16 protein-coding genes are annotated in these 18603 nt (G+C 63.7%); 8 read left to right on the top strand and 8 right to left on the bottom strand.

Annotated features, from left to right (window positions below; genetic code table 11):
* Positions 1-55: 55 nt before the first annotated feature.
* Entirely contained in the window at positions 56-1462 is a 1407-nt protein-coding gene (locus ACODS5_RS12660) for a cytochrome ubiquinol oxidase subunit I (protein ID WP_134693490.1), read from the top strand.
* 38 nt (positions 1463-1500) lie between these two features.
* Positions 1501-2508 (top strand): cytochrome d ubiquinol oxidase subunit II, encoded by a 1008-nt coding sequence (gene cydB / locus ACODS5_RS12655; protein ID WP_134693489.1) that lies wholly within the window; start codon positions 1501-1503, stop codon positions 2506-2508.
* Between the two features lie 53 nt (positions 2509-2561).
* Here cydB and ACODS5_RS12650 read toward each other — a convergent pair whose 3' ends face one another.
* Together ACODS5_RS12650 and ACODS5_RS12645 are read right to left on the bottom strand one after the other, a co-directional pair.
* A complete protein-coding gene (locus tag ACODS5_RS12650; protein WP_489108836.1) occupies positions 2562-3434 on the bottom strand; it encodes an isocitrate lyase/PEP mutase family protein in 873 nt (290 codons plus the stop codon).
* 24 nt (positions 3435-3458) lie between these two features.
* Complete coding sequence (locus ACODS5_RS12645; RefSeq protein ID WP_489108835.1) at positions 3459-4379, bottom strand: amidohydrolase family protein; 921 nt, start codon at positions 4377-4379, stop codon at positions 3459-3461.
* Positions 4380-4488: 109 nt separating this feature from the next.
* Here ACODS5_RS12645 and ACODS5_RS12640 point away from each other — a divergent pair, with 109 nt between their 5' ends.
* Positions 4489-5373 carry a LysR family transcriptional regulator gene (locus ACODS5_RS12640; RefSeq protein WP_489108834.1) on the top strand — a complete coding sequence of 295 codons (885 nt, stop codon included), beginning with the start codon at positions 4489-4491 and terminating at the stop codon, positions 5371-5373.
* A gap of 123 nt (positions 5374-5496) precedes the next feature.
* On the opposite strand, the gene ACODS5_RS12635 is transcribed toward ACODS5_RS12640, so the two are convergent.
* Together ACODS5_RS12635 and ACODS5_RS12630 are read right to left on the bottom strand one after the other, a co-directional pair.
* Positions 5497-6543, bottom strand: coding sequence for a chitinase (locus tag ACODS5_RS12635; protein WP_489108833.1), 1047 nt, complete (start codon positions 6541-6543; stop codon positions 5497-5499).
* 37 nt (positions 6544-6580) lie between these two features.
* Positions 6581-7216, bottom strand: a complete 636-nt coding sequence (locus tag ACODS5_RS12630; RefSeq protein ID WP_489108832.1) for a lytic polysaccharide monooxygenase auxiliary activity family 9 protein — start codon at positions 7214-7216, stop codon at positions 6581-6583.
* A 561-nt stretch (positions 7217-7777) separates the two neighbouring features.
* On the opposite strand from ACODS5_RS12630, the gene ACODS5_RS12625 reads away from it, so the two are divergent.
* On the top strand, positions 7778-8875 hold the full coding sequence (locus ACODS5_RS12625) for a mechanosensitive ion channel family protein (protein ID WP_489108831.1): 1098 nt from the start codon (positions 7778-7780) through the stop codon (positions 8873-8875).
* Positions 8876-9048: 173 nt separating this feature from the next.
* On the opposite strand, the gene ACODS5_RS12620 is transcribed toward ACODS5_RS12625, so the two are convergent.
* Positions 9049-10101, bottom strand: a complete 1053-nt coding sequence (locus tag ACODS5_RS12620) for a transketolase-like TK C-terminal-containing protein (protein WP_489108830.1) — start codon at positions 10099-10101, stop codon at positions 9049-9051.
* 84 nt (positions 10102-10185) lie between these two features.
* Here ACODS5_RS12620 and ACODS5_RS12615 point away from each other — a divergent pair, with 84 nt between their 5' ends.
* The gene (locus ACODS5_RS12615; RefSeq protein WP_489108829.1) at positions 10186-10818 is read left to right on the top strand and encodes a glutathione S-transferase family protein; all 633 of its coding nucleotides are present in this window, start codon (positions 10186-10188) and stop codon (positions 10816-10818) included.
* A gap of 2 nt (positions 10819-10820) precedes the next feature.
* Here the strand turns inward: ACODS5_RS12615 and ACODS5_RS12610 are convergent, their stop codons facing one another.
* The 3 genes from ACODS5_RS12610 to ACODS5_RS12600 all read right to left on the bottom strand — a co-directional run bounded on the left by ACODS5_RS12610 (position 10821) and on the right by ACODS5_RS12600 (position 14946).
* Positions 10821-12158: an MFS transporter gene (locus tag ACODS5_RS12610; protein WP_134693480.1), complete on the bottom strand. Its 1338-nt coding sequence runs from the start codon at positions 12156-12158 to the stop codon at positions 10821-10823.
* 82 nt (positions 12159-12240) lie between these two features.
* Positions 12241-13764 carry a class I adenylate-forming enzyme family protein gene (locus tag ACODS5_RS12605; RefSeq protein ID WP_489108828.1) on the bottom strand — a complete coding sequence of 508 codons (1524 nt, stop codon included), beginning with the start codon at positions 13762-13764 and terminating at the stop codon, positions 12241-12243.
* A 3-nt stretch (positions 13765-13767) separates the two neighbouring features.
* Positions 13768-14946 carry an acetyl-CoA acetyltransferase gene (locus tag ACODS5_RS12600; RefSeq protein ID WP_489108827.1) on the bottom strand — a complete coding sequence of 393 codons (1179 nt, stop codon included), beginning with the start codon at positions 14944-14946 and terminating at the stop codon, positions 13768-13770.
* A 140-nt stretch (positions 14947-15086) separates the two neighbouring features.
* On the opposite strand from ACODS5_RS12600, the gene ACODS5_RS12595 reads away from it, so the two are divergent.
* From ACODS5_RS12595 to ACODS5_RS12585, 3 genes are all read left to right on the top strand, one after another.
* Positions 15087-15659 (top strand): LuxR C-terminal-related transcriptional regulator, encoded by a 573-nt coding sequence (locus ACODS5_RS12595; protein WP_134693477.1) that lies wholly within the window; start codon positions 15087-15089, stop codon positions 15657-15659.
* Positions 15660-15716: 57 nt separating this feature from the next.
* Positions 15717-17195: a hypothetical protein gene (locus ACODS5_RS12590; protein WP_489108826.1), complete on the top strand. Its 1479-nt coding sequence runs from the start codon at positions 15717-15719 to the stop codon at positions 17193-17195.
* 192 nt (positions 17196-17387) lie between these two features.
* Entirely contained in the window at positions 17388-18599 is a 1212-nt protein-coding gene (locus ACODS5_RS12585) for an MFS transporter (RefSeq protein ID WP_489108825.1), read from the top strand.
* Positions 18600-18603 lie beyond the last annotated feature (4 nt).

Here is an 18603-nt window from a genome sequence, read left to right as displayed (position 1 = left end):
GTTGCGCCTCCATCACAACTCGGCGTAGCAAAACGCCCTGTGAGGCACAGACCACATGGACACATTCAGCTCCACAGCGCTTGATCTGGCCCGTATCCAGTTCGCCTTCACGGTGGCGGTGCACATCATCTTCCCGGCCATTACCATCGGCCTTGCCAGTTACCTCACGGTACTCGAGGCGCTCTGGCTGAAGACCGGGCGCGATGTCTACCGTGAACTTTACATGTTCTGGATAAAGATCTTCGCCCTGAACTTCGGCATGGGCGTGGTTTCCGGGCTGGTCATGGCTTACCAGTTCGGCACCAACTGGGCGCAGTTCTCTTACTTTGCCGGTGGCATCACCGGGCCGTTGCTCACCTACGAGGTGTTGACCGCGTTCTTCCTCGAAGCCGGGTTTCTCGGGGTGATGCTGTTTGGCTGGGAACGGGTGGGCCGTGGCCTGCACATGTTCGCCACCGCCATGGTGGCGCTGGGCACGTTGATCTCGACGTTCTGGATCCTCTCCTCCAACAGCTGGATGCAGACGCCACAGGGCCACGCGATCATCGATGGCCGCGCGGTGCCGGTGGACTGGCTGGCGGTGATCTTCAACCCTTCGTTCCCGTTCCGCCTGGCGCACATGGCCATTGCCGCGTTCCTCGCCACGGCGTTTTTCGTCGGTGCCTCCGGTGCCTGGCACTTGTTGCGCGGCAAGCACCTGGAGCCTGCGCGAACCATGCTGTCGATGGCCTGCTGGATGGCCCTGGTGGTAGCGCCGATCCAGGCCCTGGTGGGCGATGCCCATGGTTTGAACACCCTGGAGCACCAACCGGCGAAGATCGCCGCCATCGAGGGCCACTGGGAAAACGTCCCGGGCGAACCGTCGCCGCTGATCCTCGCCGGCTGGCCGGACATGCAGGCCGAGAAGACCCACTTCGCCATCGAGGTGCCGTACCTGGGCAGCCTGATCTTGACCCACAGCCTCGATCGGCAGATCCCCGCGCTCAAGTCGTTCCCACCCGAGGATCGGCCCAATTCCACGGTGATCTTCTGGACCTTCCGGCTGATGGTGAGCATGGGCCTGCTGATGATCCTCGCCGGGCTGTGGAGCCTGTGGTTGCGCCGCGGCGACAGGCTGCACCGCTCGCCGCTGTTCCTGCGCTTCATGCTGGTGATGGGCCCCTCGGGCCTGATCGCCCTGATCGCCGGTTGGGTCACCACCGAAATGGGCCGACAACCGTGGGTGGTCTATGGACTGATGCGTACCAAGGATGCCGTGTCGCCGCTGACCACCGCCGAAATGAGCATCAGCCTGGCGCTGTTCGTGCTGGTGTATTTCGTGCTGTTCGGCACCGGCATCGCCTACATGCTCAAGCTGGTGCACAAGGGGCCGCAGCCACATGCCGGCGAACACGCCGTCGACGGGGGCGCGGGCCAGGCGAAAACCCCAGCCCGGCCCCTGTCCGCGGCGGACGATCACTGACCCTGTCGCAGGCGACTGCAACCTGAGGAGCGAAAGCCATGGGCGTCGATATCACCTTGATCTGGGCACTGATCATCATCTTTGGCGTGATGATGTACGTCATCATGGATGGCTTCGACCTGGGGATCGGCATACTTTTCCTGGCGATCAAGGACAAGGACGAGCGCGACGTGATGATGAACACCGTGGCTCCGGTGTGGGACGGCAACGAGACCTGGCTGGTGCTGGGCGGTGCCGGCCTGTTCGGGGCGTTTCCGCTGGCCTATTCGGTGATTCTCAGCGCCCTGTACCTGCCCCTGGTACTGATGCTGCTGGGGCTGATCTTCCGTGGAGTAGCCTTCGAGTTCCGCTTCAAGGCCAGCGAGCGCAACCGTCACTGGTGGGACAAAGCCTTCATCGGCGGCTCGATCGTCGCCACTTTCAGCCAGGGCGTGGCGTTGGGTGCCTTCCTCGACGGCATCCCGGTGGCCAACAACCTGTACGCCGGTGGCTCGCTCGACTGGCTGCGGCCATTCCCGCTGTTCTGCGGCTTCGCCCTGCTGCTGGCCTACGCGCAGCTGGGCAGTACCTGGCTGATCATGAAGACCGAAGGCCGCCTGCAGGAGGAGATGTACCGCTATTCGTCGTATTTCATCTGGGGCCTGCTGGGCGCCATCGCGGTGATCAGTCTGTGGACACCGCTGGCCCACCCAGAGATCGCCCAGCGCTGGTTCAGCCTGCCCAACCTGTTCTACTTCCTACCGGTGCCACTGCTGCTGCTGTTCTGCTTCATCAGCACCCTCACCACCCTGGCGCACCGGGCCACCGCTTCACCATTCCTGTTGACCCTGCTGATCATCTTCCTAGGCTACAGCGGCCTGGGCATCAGCATCTGGCCCAATATCATCCCGCCGACGGTGTCCATCTGGCAGGCGGCGTCACCGCTCGCCAGCCAGTTGTTCGCCTTGATCGGCGCGCTGTTCATTCTGCCGTTCATCCTCGTGTACACCGCCTGGAGCTACTACGTGTTCAGGGGCAAGGTGAAGGTGGGCGACGGGTATCACTGAGAGCCTGGGGCATCGTCCTGGATGTACCATCCCCGCTACCCAGGGCGTGCCTGCTATTGGGCATGCACGGCATACGCGCGCTCAAGCCGGTCGAAGCGGGACTTGTCCAACAACCGCTGGCGCTCGGCGAACGACACCACCAGGGCAGGGTCCTCGTCCAGGCGCCCTTGCTCGAACAAGCCCGTCAATGCACGTTGCAGGCCCAGCACGGCCCCCTGCAGGCCAGCATTGGCGTACAGCACCATACCGTAACCCAGTGTGGCGAGCTCGGCACGGCCCAACACCGGCGTCTTGCCGCCAATGACGATGTTGATCAAACTCGGCGTGCGGAACAGCCCTGGCAGGCGATGGACATCCTCCAGGCGCTCGGTGGCTTCGATGAACAGGATGTCAGCTCCAGCCTGCGCATAGCGATGGGCACGCTCGACTGCGCAAGTCATGCCTTCCACGGCGCCAGCATCGGTCCGCGCGATGATCATCAGGTTCGGGTCTTCGCGAGCATAAACCGCGGCCTTTAGCTTACCGACCATCTCTTCGCAACTGATCACTGCCTTGTCGTCGAAATGCCCGCATTTCTTCGGCAGTACCTGATCTTCGAACTGGATAGCGTCCGCGCCGCTGCGCTCCAGGACCCGCACCGCATGACGCACGTTCAGGGCATTGCCGAAGCCGGTATCGGCATCGACGATCAAGGGCAACGCGACGCTGTCACGCACCCGAGCCGCATGAGCCGCCATCTCGTCCAGACCAACGAACCCCAGGTCGGGCAGGCCCAGCGACATGTTGGTGACGCCGGCACCGCTCAGGTACAAGGCCTGGAAGCCGACATCACTGGCAATCCGAGCGCTCAGGGCATTGAACACGCCGGCTACCAGCAGCCCCTGGCGTGCTTCGACCTGACGGCGGAACGCGGCTCTGCGCTGCATGCTTGAAACAGTCATGGAAACACCTCATTGAGAGAACTTGAAAAGGTCCTGGGCGGTGTGGCGCAACACATTCAGGCGCGCCAGCGGGTCCGGCACCCACTGCGCCAGGGACGCTTTCGCGGCGGCGAAATCGACCAACTGGCGGTGCTGGGTATGTGGCCAGTCGCTGCCCCAGAGCAGCCGCGAGCTGGAGAAGGCCTGCAGTAACAAGCCGCTGGCGCGCTCGCCGAACGCCTGCCCGGCAGGGTCGGCATGCGTTGCTGCGCAGCGATAGGCCCCAGACAACTTGACCCACACCTGGCCGCTGTCGCCCTGGCCCAACAGGTATTGGAAACCTGGGTCGGCGGTGCCCTGCCGGGGCTCTGGACGGCCGAAGTGATCGACCACCACCTTGCAGCCACTGCGCAGCATGGCGTTGAGCAGATAGGGCAGGTCCGCAGCCTGACGCTGCACTTCGATATGCCAGTCCAGCGCCTTGATCCGTGCCATGAAGCGCTGCCAGGACGGCTGCGCCAGGTCTGGCAACGCGGTGCCCAGCAGGTTCAGGCGCACACCGACGACACCGCAGCTGGCCAAGGCCTCGAGCCGGGCCTCGGCGATTTCCGGTTCAACCACCACCACTCCACGAAAACGCTTGGGGTAACGCGCCAGCATGCCCAGCAGGAAGGCATTGTCGGTACCGAGAAAACTGGGCTGCACCAGCACTCCATGGGAAATTCGCTGCGCTGCCAGTTGCCGCGCATAGTCATCCACCGTGGCGCTGTAGTCGGGTGTATGACGCCGTTCGCGCAACATAGGCAGGCCCTGCACGAAGACATGGGCATGACCATCGATGGCGCTCACCGACACGTCCGTGCCGGCATGCCAGCGATCGGCGAAGCCGTCGCCATCGGCGCCTGCCGCTTCGAGCGGCGATCTGCTCGTGACCTCGACGTCCCTGTCCATTACACGCTCCTTGCTGCCCAAGGCATTGGATCCAATCCATGGCGCCATCCTATGAAAACCATGGATTGATATCTATTATGCGAACGATCAAAAAACATAACGTGAGCGTATGGAAACCCGACATCTGCGTTATTTCCTGGCGATTGCCGACAGCGGCAGCATCACCCGCGCCGCCGAACAACTGGATATCGCCCAGCCTGCCCTGAGCCAGGCCCTGGTCCGCATGGAAAAGGAGCTTGGGGTCAAGCTGTTCGAGCGCTCACGCCGCGGCGCAGTGTTGACCCCCGCGGCCAGCGCCATCATCGATGACCTGCGCGCCAGCCTGGCCAGAATCGACGCCGCCACGCAGCGCGCCCGCGCCATCGGGGCCAAGCGCGCCGGGCGCCTGATCATCGGCTTCGTGTCCACGGCACTATTCGGCACCCTGCCCCGTGCCCTCGACCGTATGCAGGCACGCCACCCCGGCGTCGACATGGTGTTGCGCGAAATGAGCAACGCTGAACAGGCCCTGGCCCTGCAACGCGGCGAAATCGACATCGGCCTGCTGCATACCCCGGTGTCGATCCAGGGCAACATGCGCGAACAACGCATCAACCAGGACCCCCTGATCGCGGTGCTGCCCAGCGACTATCCTGTGGGCGAGGATGGCAAGGTCGGCCTGGCGCAGCTCGCGGCCACTGGCCTGGTGTGGTTCCCCGAACAGCAGTTGCCGCTGATCCGCAACGCGATCCTCAGCACCTTCCGCCGCCAAGGCCACCCCATCGAGATCATCCAGGAAGCCAACCGCACCCTGACAGTGGTGGCCTATGTCGCCGCCGGGCGTGGTGTCTCGCTGCTGCCGGCCACGGTGCAAGCCCTGCATTTCGAAGGCACTCGCTACAGCCAGATCCGCGACGGCGCCGACCTGCCGCACTTCGAGCTCAGCGCCATCTGGCCGGCGCAGTCCCGGGCGAGCATGGCCGATCACTTTGCCGAACTGCTGTTCGAGCCATGAGCGCAGCGCCGCCGCTGTGCCCAACGTGAAACAATCCGCTGCCTCGCGGCAGCGGATTGTCATGGCAGGCCAGTTGCGCAACGGGCACCCGGCACGTCTGCCGGGCACCGCTGCGGCCAACGGCTAGCGGGCGCTGGCCGACACCGCCTCTTGGGCGGCCTTGGCGCCGTTGATCAACGGCCCATAGCGCCGGCTGAACTCCTGGTTGTAAGGCACGTGGTCCTTGTTGACCCCACTGTCCCAATTGACCGACCAGGTCATCAGCCCCTTGATCTGCACGCCTTTGGCATACAGGCGCTTGAACGCATTGGTCAGCGCAGTCGGGTTGCTCACATAGCCGGTGGCTGCGGCGTCAACGTTGGCCGGCAGGCCAATCACCAGCTTGTCGGCCGGAATCCGGGTGAAGCCGCGGGTGCCAGTGGCCAGGCTTTCGCTGAGATAGAAGAGAAAGTCCTCTTTCAGCGCCTCGTTGTTCTGGGCAATCCAGGCGCCGCGGCCATTGTTGGCCTCCTCGACCCACAGCCCATCGCCACCCTGGTTGTAGAACTGCGGGGCAATGAAGTCGTAGTACCCCTCCAGTGCCTTGAGGTAGTCGACGTAGCGCCCGGCGCTGGTCAGGTAGGGGAACTCCGGCGCCATGCTGATGATGAAATGCTTGCCCTGGGCCTTGTAGTGGTCCTTGACCAGCTTCAGCGCGGCAGGCAACACGGTCTTGTTACTGGCGAAATCAATCGCGCTCTGTTCAAGATCGATGTCCAGCCCGTCGAAACCGTAGGTTTCCACCAAGCGGATGATTTCGTTGGCCAATGGCTGCTCATGTCCTTTGCTCAAGGCGATATGCGCATCGGCGCCGCCCAGGGACATCAGCACCGCCCGGCCCTGGCTGTTGAGCACGCCCACCTGGCGGCGGAACTCGGCGTCGGACAGGTTGTACGGCTTGAAGGTCGGAATGCCGCTGCCTTTCATGAAAGCCACCGCCACCACGTTGTAGTCGCGCGGTACCTCCTCCAGGCTCATGTTGGCGAACTGCCCGCGTTGGTAGCCATCGGCAGGGCCGGCCGGCCAGTTGTGCCAATAACCCATGAGGATCTTCTTGCCATCCAGGCTCGGCATGCGCGAGGCGGCATCGTCCAGCCGCGAGGCGTGCTGGGTGAAGTCAATAGTTGCCATGTTCCAATCCTTTAGAACGTATGGATGATGGGTCGACTTACTGGAAGTCGACGTCGAAGGCCTGGTAGAAGGCGTTGCCGGTGTTGGCGACGATCCACATCAGCACGATGACGTGACGACCTTTCTTGTTGGCCGGCAGCTTCACTTCGTGGTCGACCTTGGCCTTCAACTCGCCGGCATGGCTGTAGTACGGCACGTGCGGGTAGAAGTCCTCGGCGAAGGGTTGCGCGTCGAGCTGCGCGCGGCTGATGCGCTGTTTCGGGTCCCAGCCATCCTTGGTGATCAGCCAGCGATAGCCGCGGGTGGTGTGCGGCGCGGTGTACTTCCAGGTCACCTTGAACACTTGCCCGGCGTCGACATTGATCAGCGGCCAGGTGAAGGCACGGTTGAGCTTCTTGCTCATTTCCTCGTCGGTGAAGTTGACGCAGTCGCGGGCGTCGGCCTTGCCGCCGCTGAGGATGTAGCCATCGGCCGGTGGCGCGACGCTGGGGTTGTCGGTTTGGAATGGCGCGGGGAACGGACCGGCGGCCAGGGCCGGGAAATTCTTGCCGCCTTCCATTTCATCGACCTGCCAACCGCTCAGTACACCGAGATCGATGGCGACCATGCCGCGGGAGGCTGGGGTGGTGACACGACCGTGACGCAGTGGGCCTTGGGTTTGTGGTTTGTTCATGGGTATTGCTCCATTGAGTTTGAGAACTCTCCCTTTCCAAAGGAGAGGCCTTCACCCTAACCGAGCTGGTTTTTCTGTCCACGGGGTGCTTTTGGGGCCGCCAGCCCCCTGATGCGCGCATCGCCAGCAAATACTGGATATTTATACAGTATTGATAGCATTCACTGACTCGCGCTGAAGCGAAAGTCCTACATGCCGAGGGGATACCTGCCGATGTCGCGGCCGATCCACGCATCCTCTGGGAAAATCGGATTGAACAGGCGCGCCCGGCCCAAGGCCTAACGCAGGTCAGCCACCTCGAAGGAGCGCGCCATGCCCCCAGCAACCCGATCCCTACGTCGATGAAGCCCCCACTCCCCCGGCGAGCCGGTGCCCAAGCCTGAACCCGAGCTGCCAGCCCCCGACTGGCCCGAGGGCCAGGTCCCGCCTGAGGAGCAATCCGACGGTTGATTCATTGTGCTGCATGCGTGGGAGGTGAAATCCGTTCGACCCGAGACCTGCGCGTGACGCCCAGCAACCGCACCTTGCGCAATCATTACCGGCAACCAGGAGGCACGCCACATGAACGATCGCATCACCCGCTTTTTCACCGACACCACGCTACTCGGTATCTCCATCCTCAACCTGCTACTGGCGCTGGGCGCCGCCCTGCTGACCTTCGTCATCGCCCGCGCGGCCATTGGTTTGCTGCTGCGGCGGGTGCAACGCTGGTCGGAGCATGACGGCGCCATGAGCCAGGTGCTGGCCAAGGTCCTGGCCGGCACCAGCAACGGCTTGCTGCTGCTCGCCTCGCTGCTGGTGGGTCTGGGCATGCTCGACCTGCCCGAGCGCTGGCTGAACCGGGTCGGCAGCCTGTGGTTCGTGGTCGCCGCGCTGCAGATTGGGCTGTGGGCCAACCGCGCCATCGGCCTGGGCCTGAGCCGCTACTTCAGCCGCCAGCGCAGCGCCGGCTTGAACCAGGGCAGCGCCCTGGCCACCCTGTCGGCCTGGGGCGCACGGGTGCTGCTGTGGTCGGTGGTGCTGCTGGCGATGCTGTCGAACCTGGGGGTGAACATCACCGCCTTCGTCGCCAGCCTCGGCGTGGGCGGCATCGCCGTGGCGCTGGCGGTGCAGAATATCCTCGGCGATCTGTTCGCCTCGTTGTCGATTGCCGTGGACAAGCCCTTCGAAGTCGGCGACTTCATCGTCATCGGTCCACTGGCCGGCAGCGTCGAACACGTTGGCCTGAAGACCACGCGCATCCGCAGCCTGGGCGGCGAGCAGATCGTCATGGCTAATGCCAGCATGATCGGCAGCACTATCCAGAACTACAAGCGCCTGCAGGAACGGCGGATCGTCTTCGAGTTCGGCCTGTCCTACGACACCCCCACCGAGGCGGTGAAAAAAGCCCCGGGCATCGTCGAGGAGGCGATCAAGGCCCAGGACCAGGTGCGCTTCGACCGCGCCCACTTGCGCGGCTTTGGCAAGGAAGCGCTGGAGTTCGAGTGCGTGTACATCGTCAAGGACCCCGGCTACAACCTGTACATGGACATCCAGCAGGCCATCAACTTCCGCCTGCTGGAGCGCTTCTCGCGGATTGGCGCCAAGTTCGCCGTGCCGGTACGGGCGATCAAGGTCACGGCCCTGCCGCAACAGGCCAATATGCAGAATCTGGGCTAGGCAAGGCACAACCGCTGTAGCGGCCTGGCGAACCAGGCGACGCGGTGCATGGCACCGGCTGTGCCGGTGTTCGCCGGCAAGCCGGCTCCTACGCCGTCTGCGACCGGCACCCCTTGTAGGAGCCAGCTTGCTGGCGAACCAGGCGCCACGGTAGCGCGGTGCAATCATCCCCTTCAGCCCAAGCCATACTGGCGCAGCGCCCGGCGCAGGTCGCGGGTGCCAACCACACCCTCACGCGCCAGGGCCTGCAGGGCGACGAAGGTGATCCAGTCGCGCCCCAGGCCCTGGCCAGAAGCCAAGGTATCTGCCCCCAGCGCGGTGAACGGCGCATCGACATGCGCGGCCAGCTGGTTCACCACGAATGCGTCGTAGCCGGTCACCGCCACCACTGGCACCCCTGTGCTGCCCAGGCACGCCTCCAGGTGCGAACGCCGCGCGGCGTGTTGCCGGTGATTGCGGTTCCAGCGCAGTACCGCCGCCGCCTCGCGGGCCACGCGCGTGTAGCTGGGGCAGCTCCACACCTCGCAGGCCACGCCCCAATCCTGGGCAAGCTGGCGGGCAGCGGCGCGAACCTCCTGGAGTATCTGCCCCGCCCCCAGCAAGCGCACCTGCGGGGCAGCACTGCCGCACAGCCGGTACATGCCGCGGTAGGCATCGCGGCGGTCGCAATCGAGGGTTTCATCCGGCGCATCGTGCAACGTCAGGTAGCAAAAACCCGGGCGCCCCTCCAGGTAGAACTCGCGCAGCGCCCCGGCCATGATCGCCTGCGCCTCGGCCCCGCAGGCCGGATCGAACGGCAAGCAGTGCCAGTTGGCAGCCAGCCACAGGGGTAACCAGGGGTGCGCGCCCTTGGCCCAGCGCGAAGGCAGTGCCTCGATGTCGTTGAGGATGATGCCGCGATCGGCGGTCTGCGCGGTCAACATCTCCAGGTGGGCCGAGGTGGCCGAGCGGGTGAAGTAGAACAGTGGCCGCTCATCGTTGCGCGCGCTGTCGCTGAACCACAACGGCCAGGCACTGATGGCCAGGCCCGGTTGCTCGGGGTCGGCGCGGTCGTCGATCAGCCAGAACTGGCCGTGGCTATGCCGATCGCGCCGCAGTGTCTCGACCAGCCCGAGGGCCGCCCGGCGTGGCGAACCGGGCTCGAGGGCCGTATGTTCAAGGCTGCGCAGGCAGGCCGCTGCCGCCTGGCGGGTGTGTTGCGTGCGTTGCAGATGCAGGGTGTCCATGGGGCGTCCCTCCCGATACCGCCCTTGCACGGGCGTGGTGGATGAGGCAATCTGATTGCAATTGCAATCAAAAAGGTAACACCGATGAAGACCTCCGCGCCACTGCACCTGTACACCGCCGACACCCCCAACGGCCAGAAGATCTCGATTGCCCTGGAAGAGCTGGGCCTGGTCTATGGGCAGACCTTCATCGACCTGAACAAGGGAGAGCAGAAGACCCCGCAGTTCCTGCGGCTGAACCCGAACGGCAAGATCCCGGTGCTGGTCGACCAGACCCGCGACCTGGTGCTGTTCGAGAGTGCCGTGATCCTTACCTACCTCGCCGAACGGCAAGGCGCGCTGGCAGGCGACAGCGCCGATGAACAGCGCGTCGTGCAGCAATGGTTGTGTTTCCAGATCGCCAGCGTCGGCCCCATGCTCGGGCAGCTCTGGTGGTTCCGCCACGGCTCGACCAGCGACAACCGCGAGGCGCTGCAGCGCTACACCCGCGAGGCGTTGCGCTTGTATGGCGTGGTCGAGCAGCAGTTGGCCGAGCGGCCATTCATTGCCGGCGAACGCTACAGCATCGCCGACATCGCCCTGTTCACCTGGCTACGCAGCCACGAGGAACTGGGCCTGGACCTGCAGCCATTCCCCGAGGTACGCGACTGGCTCGAGCAGATCGCCCAGCGCCCGGCGGTCAGGCTTGGCCTGGCCCGCTCGGGCGGCTACGCCTGAACTCAAGCCTGGGGCTCGGCCAGCAACTGCGCTGCCGGTTCGCTCGCCTGGGCCCGATGGGTGGTGGCCACGAAATCTTCCTTGCGCAGCAGCAACAGCGCCAGCAGCGAGGCGACCCCAGTAGCCACGTAGAAGTACCAAGGCGCGGAGATATCACCGGTGACCTTGATCAGCCAGGTGGAGATCAACGGCGCGCTGCCACCGAAGGCGGCCACCGGGATGTTGTAGGCCACGGCAATGCCGGTGGAGCGGATGCGCGTGGGCAGCAGCTCGCTCATCAGCGCATAGGTGGACGATGCATACAGCCCGAACAGGATCGCCACCGCCATCAGCGGCCAGAACAGCGTGGCCGGCGTGGCACTGGGCGCGGCCTTGAAGAACCAGTACATGGCCAGGGTCGCCAGCACGCCGATCACCATCAGGAACGGCTTGCGCCCGTAACGGTCGGTGAAGGCGCCACCGAACGGCATCACCAGCGCCGCCGACAGGCTGGCGACGAACACGTAGAGCAAGGTGGTGCCGCTGTCGAACTTGAGGGTGTTGGACATGTAGGTCGAGGCGAAGGTCAGCACCAGGTAGAAGATGGAGCTGTGCAAGGTGATGATGAAGAACACCAGGGCAATCGCCCGCTTCCACTGCCACACCTCGCGCAGCGGCGCCTTGGAGGTCTGGCCGGCCTCGACCAGGGCGACGAACTCCGGGCTGTCTTCGAGCTTGAGGCGGATATACAGCGAGATGAAGCCCAGCGGCCCGGCCACCAGGAACGGAATGCGCCAGCCCCAGTCCTGCATCAGCTCGGCGCCGAGCATCCAGGTCATGCCGTTGGCCACCACCCCGCCCAGCACCAGGCCCAGCACCGCGGTCACCATCAGCCAGCAGGTGGCGAAGCCCCGCCGCCCGGGGCCGGCGTACTCGGAGATGAAACTGGTGATGGTGCCGATTTCACCCCCGGCGGAGAAGCCCTGCACGCAGCGGATCAGCACCAGGATGATCGGCGCGGCGATACCGATGCTGGCGTAGGTCGGCAGCAGCCCAAGCAGGAAGGTCGAGCCGGCCATCATCACCAGCACCGTGACCAGTGTCTTGCGCCGGCCGATCTTGTCGGCCAGCGGGCCGAAGAACAACCCACCCAGAGGGCGGATGAAGAAGCTCAGGGCAAAGGCCGCGAAGCTCGCCAGCAAGCTGCTGGTGGGGTCGTCGGAGACGAAGAAGGCCTTGCCGATGTACAAGGCCAGGAAGCCATAGACGCCGTAGTCGTACCACTCGATCAAGTGGCCCGAGGTGGCGCCGAGAAACGCCCGGCGCCGCTGGCGCAGGGTATTGGAAGGTGACATGCCCATCACGGGAACTCCTGTCGTGAAACTGTCCATGAAAATGCAGCGGTTCAGCGTTGGTGTGGGGTTGTATGGGTGAAACACCGCACTACGCCAAGGGCTTGGTCGGGTCCTGCAACCACTGGCGCAGGCGGGTTTTCAAGATCTTGCCGTAGCTGTTCTTCGGCAGCTCGGCACAGAACAGGTACTTCTTCGGTTTCTTGAACGAAGCCATGCGCGCCAGGAACCACTGGTTCAGCATCTGGGCATCGAGGCTGGCGGGTGAACGTGAGACCACGAAGGCCACCACCGATTCGCCCCACTCGGCGTCGGGCTCGCCCACCACGCAGGCTTCGAACACCTCGGGGTGCTGCATCAACACCTCCTCGACTTCTCGAGGATAGATGTTGCTGCCGCCAGAGATGATCACGTCCTTGCTGCGGTCGGTGAGTGTGAGGTAGCCCTGGGCATCCAGGCAACCGATATCGCCGGTGCGCAGCCAGCCATCCACCAGGGTGGCCGCGCTGGCCTGCGGGTTGGCCCAATAGCCCTGCATCACCGCCGCGCCGCGCACGGCAATCTCACCGGCCTGGCCGGGCGCCAGGGGTTCGCCGGCAGCATCGAGCACGCGCACCTCAACGCAAGACTGGGCGCGGCCCACCGAGGCGGCGACGGTCGACCAATCCGCTTGGCTGCGGTCGGCAATGCGCGCGCGGGACAAGGCAGTGATGGTCATCGGGCACTCGCCCTGGCCGTAGATCTGCACCAGCCGTGGGCCAAAGGTGTCGAGGGCCTGGGCCAGGTCAGCCAGGTACATCGGGCCGCCACCGTAGACAATGGTCTTGATGCCTTCGCCGGTATAGCCCTGGCGGCGGGCTTGTTCGACCATGCGCTTGACCATGGTCGGCGCCGCGAACAGGCTCACCTGGCCCAGCGCCTGGGCCAGCTCGAACAGCTCCTCGGCCTGGAAACCGCGCGACTCGGGCACCACGTGCCGGGCGCCGCAGCGCACATGGATGAAGTTGTACAGGCCAGCACCGTGGGACATCGGCGCGGCATAGACCACGGCATCGTCGGCCGCCACCGGGTCGACGTCCAGCGGATAGCACAGTGACATTGCCACCAGGTTGCCATGGGACAGCATCACCCCCTTGGAGCGCCCGGTGGTGCCAGAGGTGTAGAACAGCCAGGCCAGGTCGGCATCCAGGCACGGGTGCGGCGCCAACAGCTGGTCACCCGCCACTGCCGCGTCCTGGGTAGGCGCCGCCAGCTCACGGCAGTCGTCAGGAAGGGCATCGAAGACGGCGCCGTCGTCGGTGTAGATCAGACGCGCCCCGGCATTGCCGGCAATCCAGGCAGCCTCCAGGGCGTGCAACTTACTGTTGATCGGCACCGCCACCGCTCCGCTCCACCAAATGGCGTAGAGCAGTTCGAGGTAGCCGCAGCTGTTCTTCATCAGCAGCGCCACCCGCTGGCCCGGCGCGATGCCGTGAACCTGGCGCAGCTCCAGGGCCCGAGCCCTGACCCGGGCGGCGAACCCCTGGTAGTCGGCGACCTGGCGGGTGCCTTCGAACAGCGCCGGGCGAGCGGGCCAACGTTGCGCCGCGTCAAGCAGCCAATGGGCGATATTCATGGTCTATACCCGCACCGCCTGCAACACGCTGGCATAGTTGGCCACGGCCATGCCGCCCATGTTGAACAGCAAGCCGAATTCCGCCGCCGGCACGCCCAGGCCGATAGGCCGGCCCGTCAGTTGGGCGAAGCCCAGGGCATGCATCGACACCCCGGTGGCGCCCACGGGATGGCCCTTGGCCTTGAGCCCACCCGACAGGTTCACCGGCAAGCGCCCGCCCTGGCGCACGATGCCGTCGTCCAGCGCGCGGTGCCCCTCGCCACGCGGCGCCAGGCCCATGGCCTCGTAGATCAGCAGCTCGGCGATGGTGAAGCAGTCGTGCACCTCGGCGAAGCTCAGGTCGTTCAGGGTCACGCCCGCCTCGCGCAGAGCACCATGGATCGCCCGCTGCGGTCCCTCGAAGGCCAGCACGTCGCGTCGCGCCAGCGGCAGGAAATCATTCACGTGGTTCATCGCGCGGATCGCCACCTGCCGACGCATGATGCGAGCCCGCTTGGGCGAAGCGAGAATGATCGCCGCCGCGCCGTCGCTGATCAGCGAGCAATCGGTCAGGCGCAACGGCGGCGCGATCAGCGGATTGCTCGGCGACACGTTGTTGCAGTGTTCGAAATCCATCACCCGGTGCATCTGCGCCAGCGGGTTGGCCATGGCATTGGCGTGGTTCTTCACCGCAATCGCCGCCATCGACGCCAGCGGGCTGTGATAGCGTTCGGTATATTGCTGCGCCACCTGGCCGAACAAATGGGGGAAGCTCAGCCCGGTTTCATCCAGGCCGTGCTGGTAGCCAGCCCCGGCCAGGGCCTGAGTGACTTCAGCGGTGCTGTTGCTGGTCATTTTCTCCGCGCCGACCACCAGTACCAGTTCGGCGGCGCCGCTGCGGATGGCATTGATGCCCGCCTGGATTGCCGCCGCACCAGAGGCGCAGGCGTTTTCACAGCGGCTGGCGGGTTTGAAGCGCAGTCGCGGGTCGGCTTGCAGCATCAGCGACGCCGGGAAACCGTCGGCTACCAGGCCCGAATTGAAGTGGCCGAGAAACAGCGCGTCGATCTCATCGGCGTCGATTGCGCCGTCCGCGAGGGCGTCGCGGGTGACCTGGACAATCAGGTCTTCGAGGCTTTGCCCTTCCAGGCGACCGAATTGGCTGTGCGCAGCCGCGACGATGGAGACTGAATCATGAAACATGATGATATTCTTCTGTCCTTGAAGCGAGTATTCCCTACAATGGGCCAGCGCCGAACCCCAGGCTAGTTGGGGCAACTACGTACGTGAGTAAGTAGTGGGCGCTATCCGGCATGACCCCAAGCACCGAGGCAGGACGCCCGATGACTGTCGACACCCTTCCCCTGCAGGACCTCGAGCGCATGGCGTTCCAGGCCTCTCCGGCCCCACAGATGGTCACCGCCCATCGGCGCATGCTCGATTGCAACCAGGCCTTCGTGCGGTTGTTCGGTTATGAGCGGGAGGCACTGCGCGGCAACCTGACCTTGCTGCTGTACCCCTCCCATGCGGATTACCAGAGTATCGGCGAACGCAGCGAGCACTGGTTGAAGACCGGCCCGGGGGCCTTCTATACCGATGAGCGCTTCATGCAGCATCGCAATGGCGAGGTGTTCTGGGCGCGCGCCCATGGTTTCACCTTGACCCTGGACGACCCGTTCAAGCTGATGGTGTGGCATTTCGAGCGGCTCGATCGGCAACCGGCGCCAGCGGTGCGATTGACGCCGCGAGAGCGGGAGATTTCGTTGCATATCGTCAATGGCTTGACCTGCAAGGAAGTGGCGCGGGAACTGGGGATTTCCCATCGCACGGTGGAGGTGCATCGGGCGCGGTTGATGAAGAAGCTACAGGCCAAGAACAGCGCGGAGCTGGTGTCGAAAATCATTTTCATAAGTTAATGGTCGCGCCCCATCCCCTTGCCCATGACAACGATAGAGCAAACGCCGAAAAACGTGATGAAATATATCTTCCAAAATAAAAGCTATGCGACGCTTCGGGCTTGTTACTTGGATAATAAAGACCAGGTTGTGGTTAGCCTCGCCGCCGTCCACGCTCGACTAAAAAGGGGCTGGCCCCTGGAAGACGCCCTCTTGCTGGTAAAGCAAAAAACCTTGATTACCAAACTCGGCGCACACCGGGTCGAAGGCACCACCTATGAAAACTTGCCTGCGATCGCACTTGAATACGGGCTGTCCTTAAACACCGTTTACAAGCGGTACTCCAGAGGCTGTAGAGGCGACGACCTTGTGCCGGCCAAAAAAAAGAAGTCCTACACGCCGCCCATCTCGACAGCCTCGTTTCGTTTCCATGCTGGAGGTGTCAGCTACCACAGTGCGGCGGATGCCTGCGCCAAGCTAAATGTCAAATATGTGACGTACCAGATGAAGCTGAGCAAGGGCTACTCAATCGAACAAGCCCTGGGAATCGAACCTACCCCCGACGGTCGAAACTTGCGTGGCAAGCAATTTGAAATTCAGGGCAAGTACTATACCGTGAAGGCATTGGCCGAGCATTTCAATATTTCTGAATCCACGGTAAGAGATCGTTTGCAAAGGGGGGCGACTGTCAAACAGGCGGTGGGCTTGGTGGCGATACCCAAAGGTGCCATTCAATCAGCAAGGGCGCTGGAACGAAAACGCAGGCAACCGATTCAACTGGTTGTCGACGGTAAGTGCTACGCCAGTTACAAGTCTCTTGCCCACGCCTACGCGCTGCCGGCTCACGTGGTTCGCCAGCGCATCGTGGATTACGGCTACACGGCAGAGGCAGCCGTCAAAGCAGCAGGCAAGAGCCAGCCGTTGCTAGTCGAGGGCAAAAAATACCCCAGCAAGGCCGCTTTGGCGCAAGCCTACAACATTTCCCCTGCTGTACTCCTGAGCCGCCTGGCCAACGGTTTCACGATGGAACAAGCATTGGGCATCACATCGAAGCCGACCTCAAGGACTATCAGTTTCCAAGGTGTAACTTATAACTCGCTGGTCGACCTGGCGGAAAACAACAATATCTCTGCGGCGGCGTTGCGCTCACGCCTCCAATCAGGCTTGACGTTGCAAGAGGCTATTCGTGCAGGGCAAAGAATCATCAACAGTGGAAGGTACAACCTGACAATCCTTCAGCGCGACAGCAACCTTGCCAACAAGGACGCATCACTTTATTTCGTGGAGATGATGCTTAACGGCAAGGCGCGTTTCAAGATAGGGATCACTACGCAAACGGTGGCACTACGACTCAGGCAGGAGGCCCACGACTATCGCCAGCTGAAAGTTGTAAAAGGCACGTTACTTGATTGCTTCAACCTTGAACAGAGCATTATTGAGCTACTGCACGACAAGCGCGATCCAGAGGTGACGAGCGACATGCTCGATGGCTATTCAGAGATCTTCGACCTCTCTGAAGAGGAGGTGCTTCTCGTGACCGAAATTTTAGATAGTTAACGACCGCAAAGCGTTGATGCCACGTAGCATGAGGGGTTCTATCTCAGCGGCGAGGACGCTCTTCTATCAACAACGCTGATGATTACTATCGAGCGACCTATTTAGCGGGCCGGGAAAACCGACTCCTATAATCCTGCCCTTTCCCTCCCTCTCGCCTGCTTTAGGCGACGTTCTCTCCTGGAAGCCAGAGCCATGCCCAGCCATCCCCCTCTTGAACACAGCCAACAAAGCCTCAAACAACAGTGGCTGGCGATCCTCTCGGTCGCCGTGGGCGCCTTCGCCCTGGTGACCAGTGAATTCCTGCCGGTGGGCGTGCTCAACGACGTCGCCGGCGACCTGGGCATCAGCGCCGGCCACGCCGGCCTGATGGTGACCCTGCCCGGGGTCATGGCCGCCCTCGCCGCGCCCTTGCTGTCGGTAGGCATCGGCACCCTGGACCGGCGCTACCTGCTCAGCGCCCTGACGCTGATCATGATCATCGCCAACTCGGTGGTAGCCTACGCCACCGACTTCAACCTGCTGCTGCTCGGCCGCGTGCTGCTGGGCATCAGCATCGGCGGTTTCTGGGCCACCGCCATTGCCTTGAGCGGCCGCCTCGCGCCCAGGGGCGTGGGGGTGGCCCAGGCCACCTCGATCATCATGGTCGGTGTCACCCTGGCCACCGTGCTGGGTGTGCCCGTGGGCACCTGGCTCAGCGGCCTGATGGGCTGGCGCATGACCTTCCTGGTCACCGCACTGCTGGGTATACCGGTGCTGCTGGCCCAGGTCCTGTTGCTGCCACGGCTGACCCCGGACAAGGCCATCCAGGTCAGGGACCTGCCGGCGCTGTTCGTCAACCCCCTGGCCCGGGTCGGCCTGATCGCCGTGTTGCTGATCGGCTTGGCCCACTTTGCCGCGTATACCTATGTCGCGCCCTTCTTCAAGCACAACGCCAGCTTCGATGGGCCGACCATTGGCTCGCTGCTGTTGCTGTATGGCGTGGCAGGGGTGATCGGCAACCTGTTCGCCGGCTTCGCCGCCAACCAGAGCGTGCGCCACACCCTGATGCTGGTGGCGCTGATGATCGGCGTCGGCACCGCGCTGTTCCCCTACTTCGCCACCAGCCTCACCGGCGCCGCCATGCTGATCGCGTTGTGGGGCTTCGCCTTCGGCGCCTTCCCGGCCTGCGCCAGCATCTGGATGTTCGTCGTCGCGCCCAAGGATGTCGAACGCGGCATGCCGCTGTTCGTCGCCATGTTCCAGGTGATCATCGCCCTGGGCTCGTTCTTCGGCGGGCAGATCGTCGACCAACTGGGCAGCGCGGTGCTGTTCAGCCTGGCCACCGCCCTGGTGGGCTGTGGCCTGGTCACGGTGCTGGTGCTGGGGCGCAATGTCAGCAATCGCCTGGTGGCCGAACCGTCCTGAACGG

Source organism: Pseudomonas sp. FG47 (assembly GCF_057809115.1).
The sequence above is the reverse complement of the archived record's forward strand: the minus strand, read 5'-3'. Positions and strand labels throughout refer to the sequence as shown.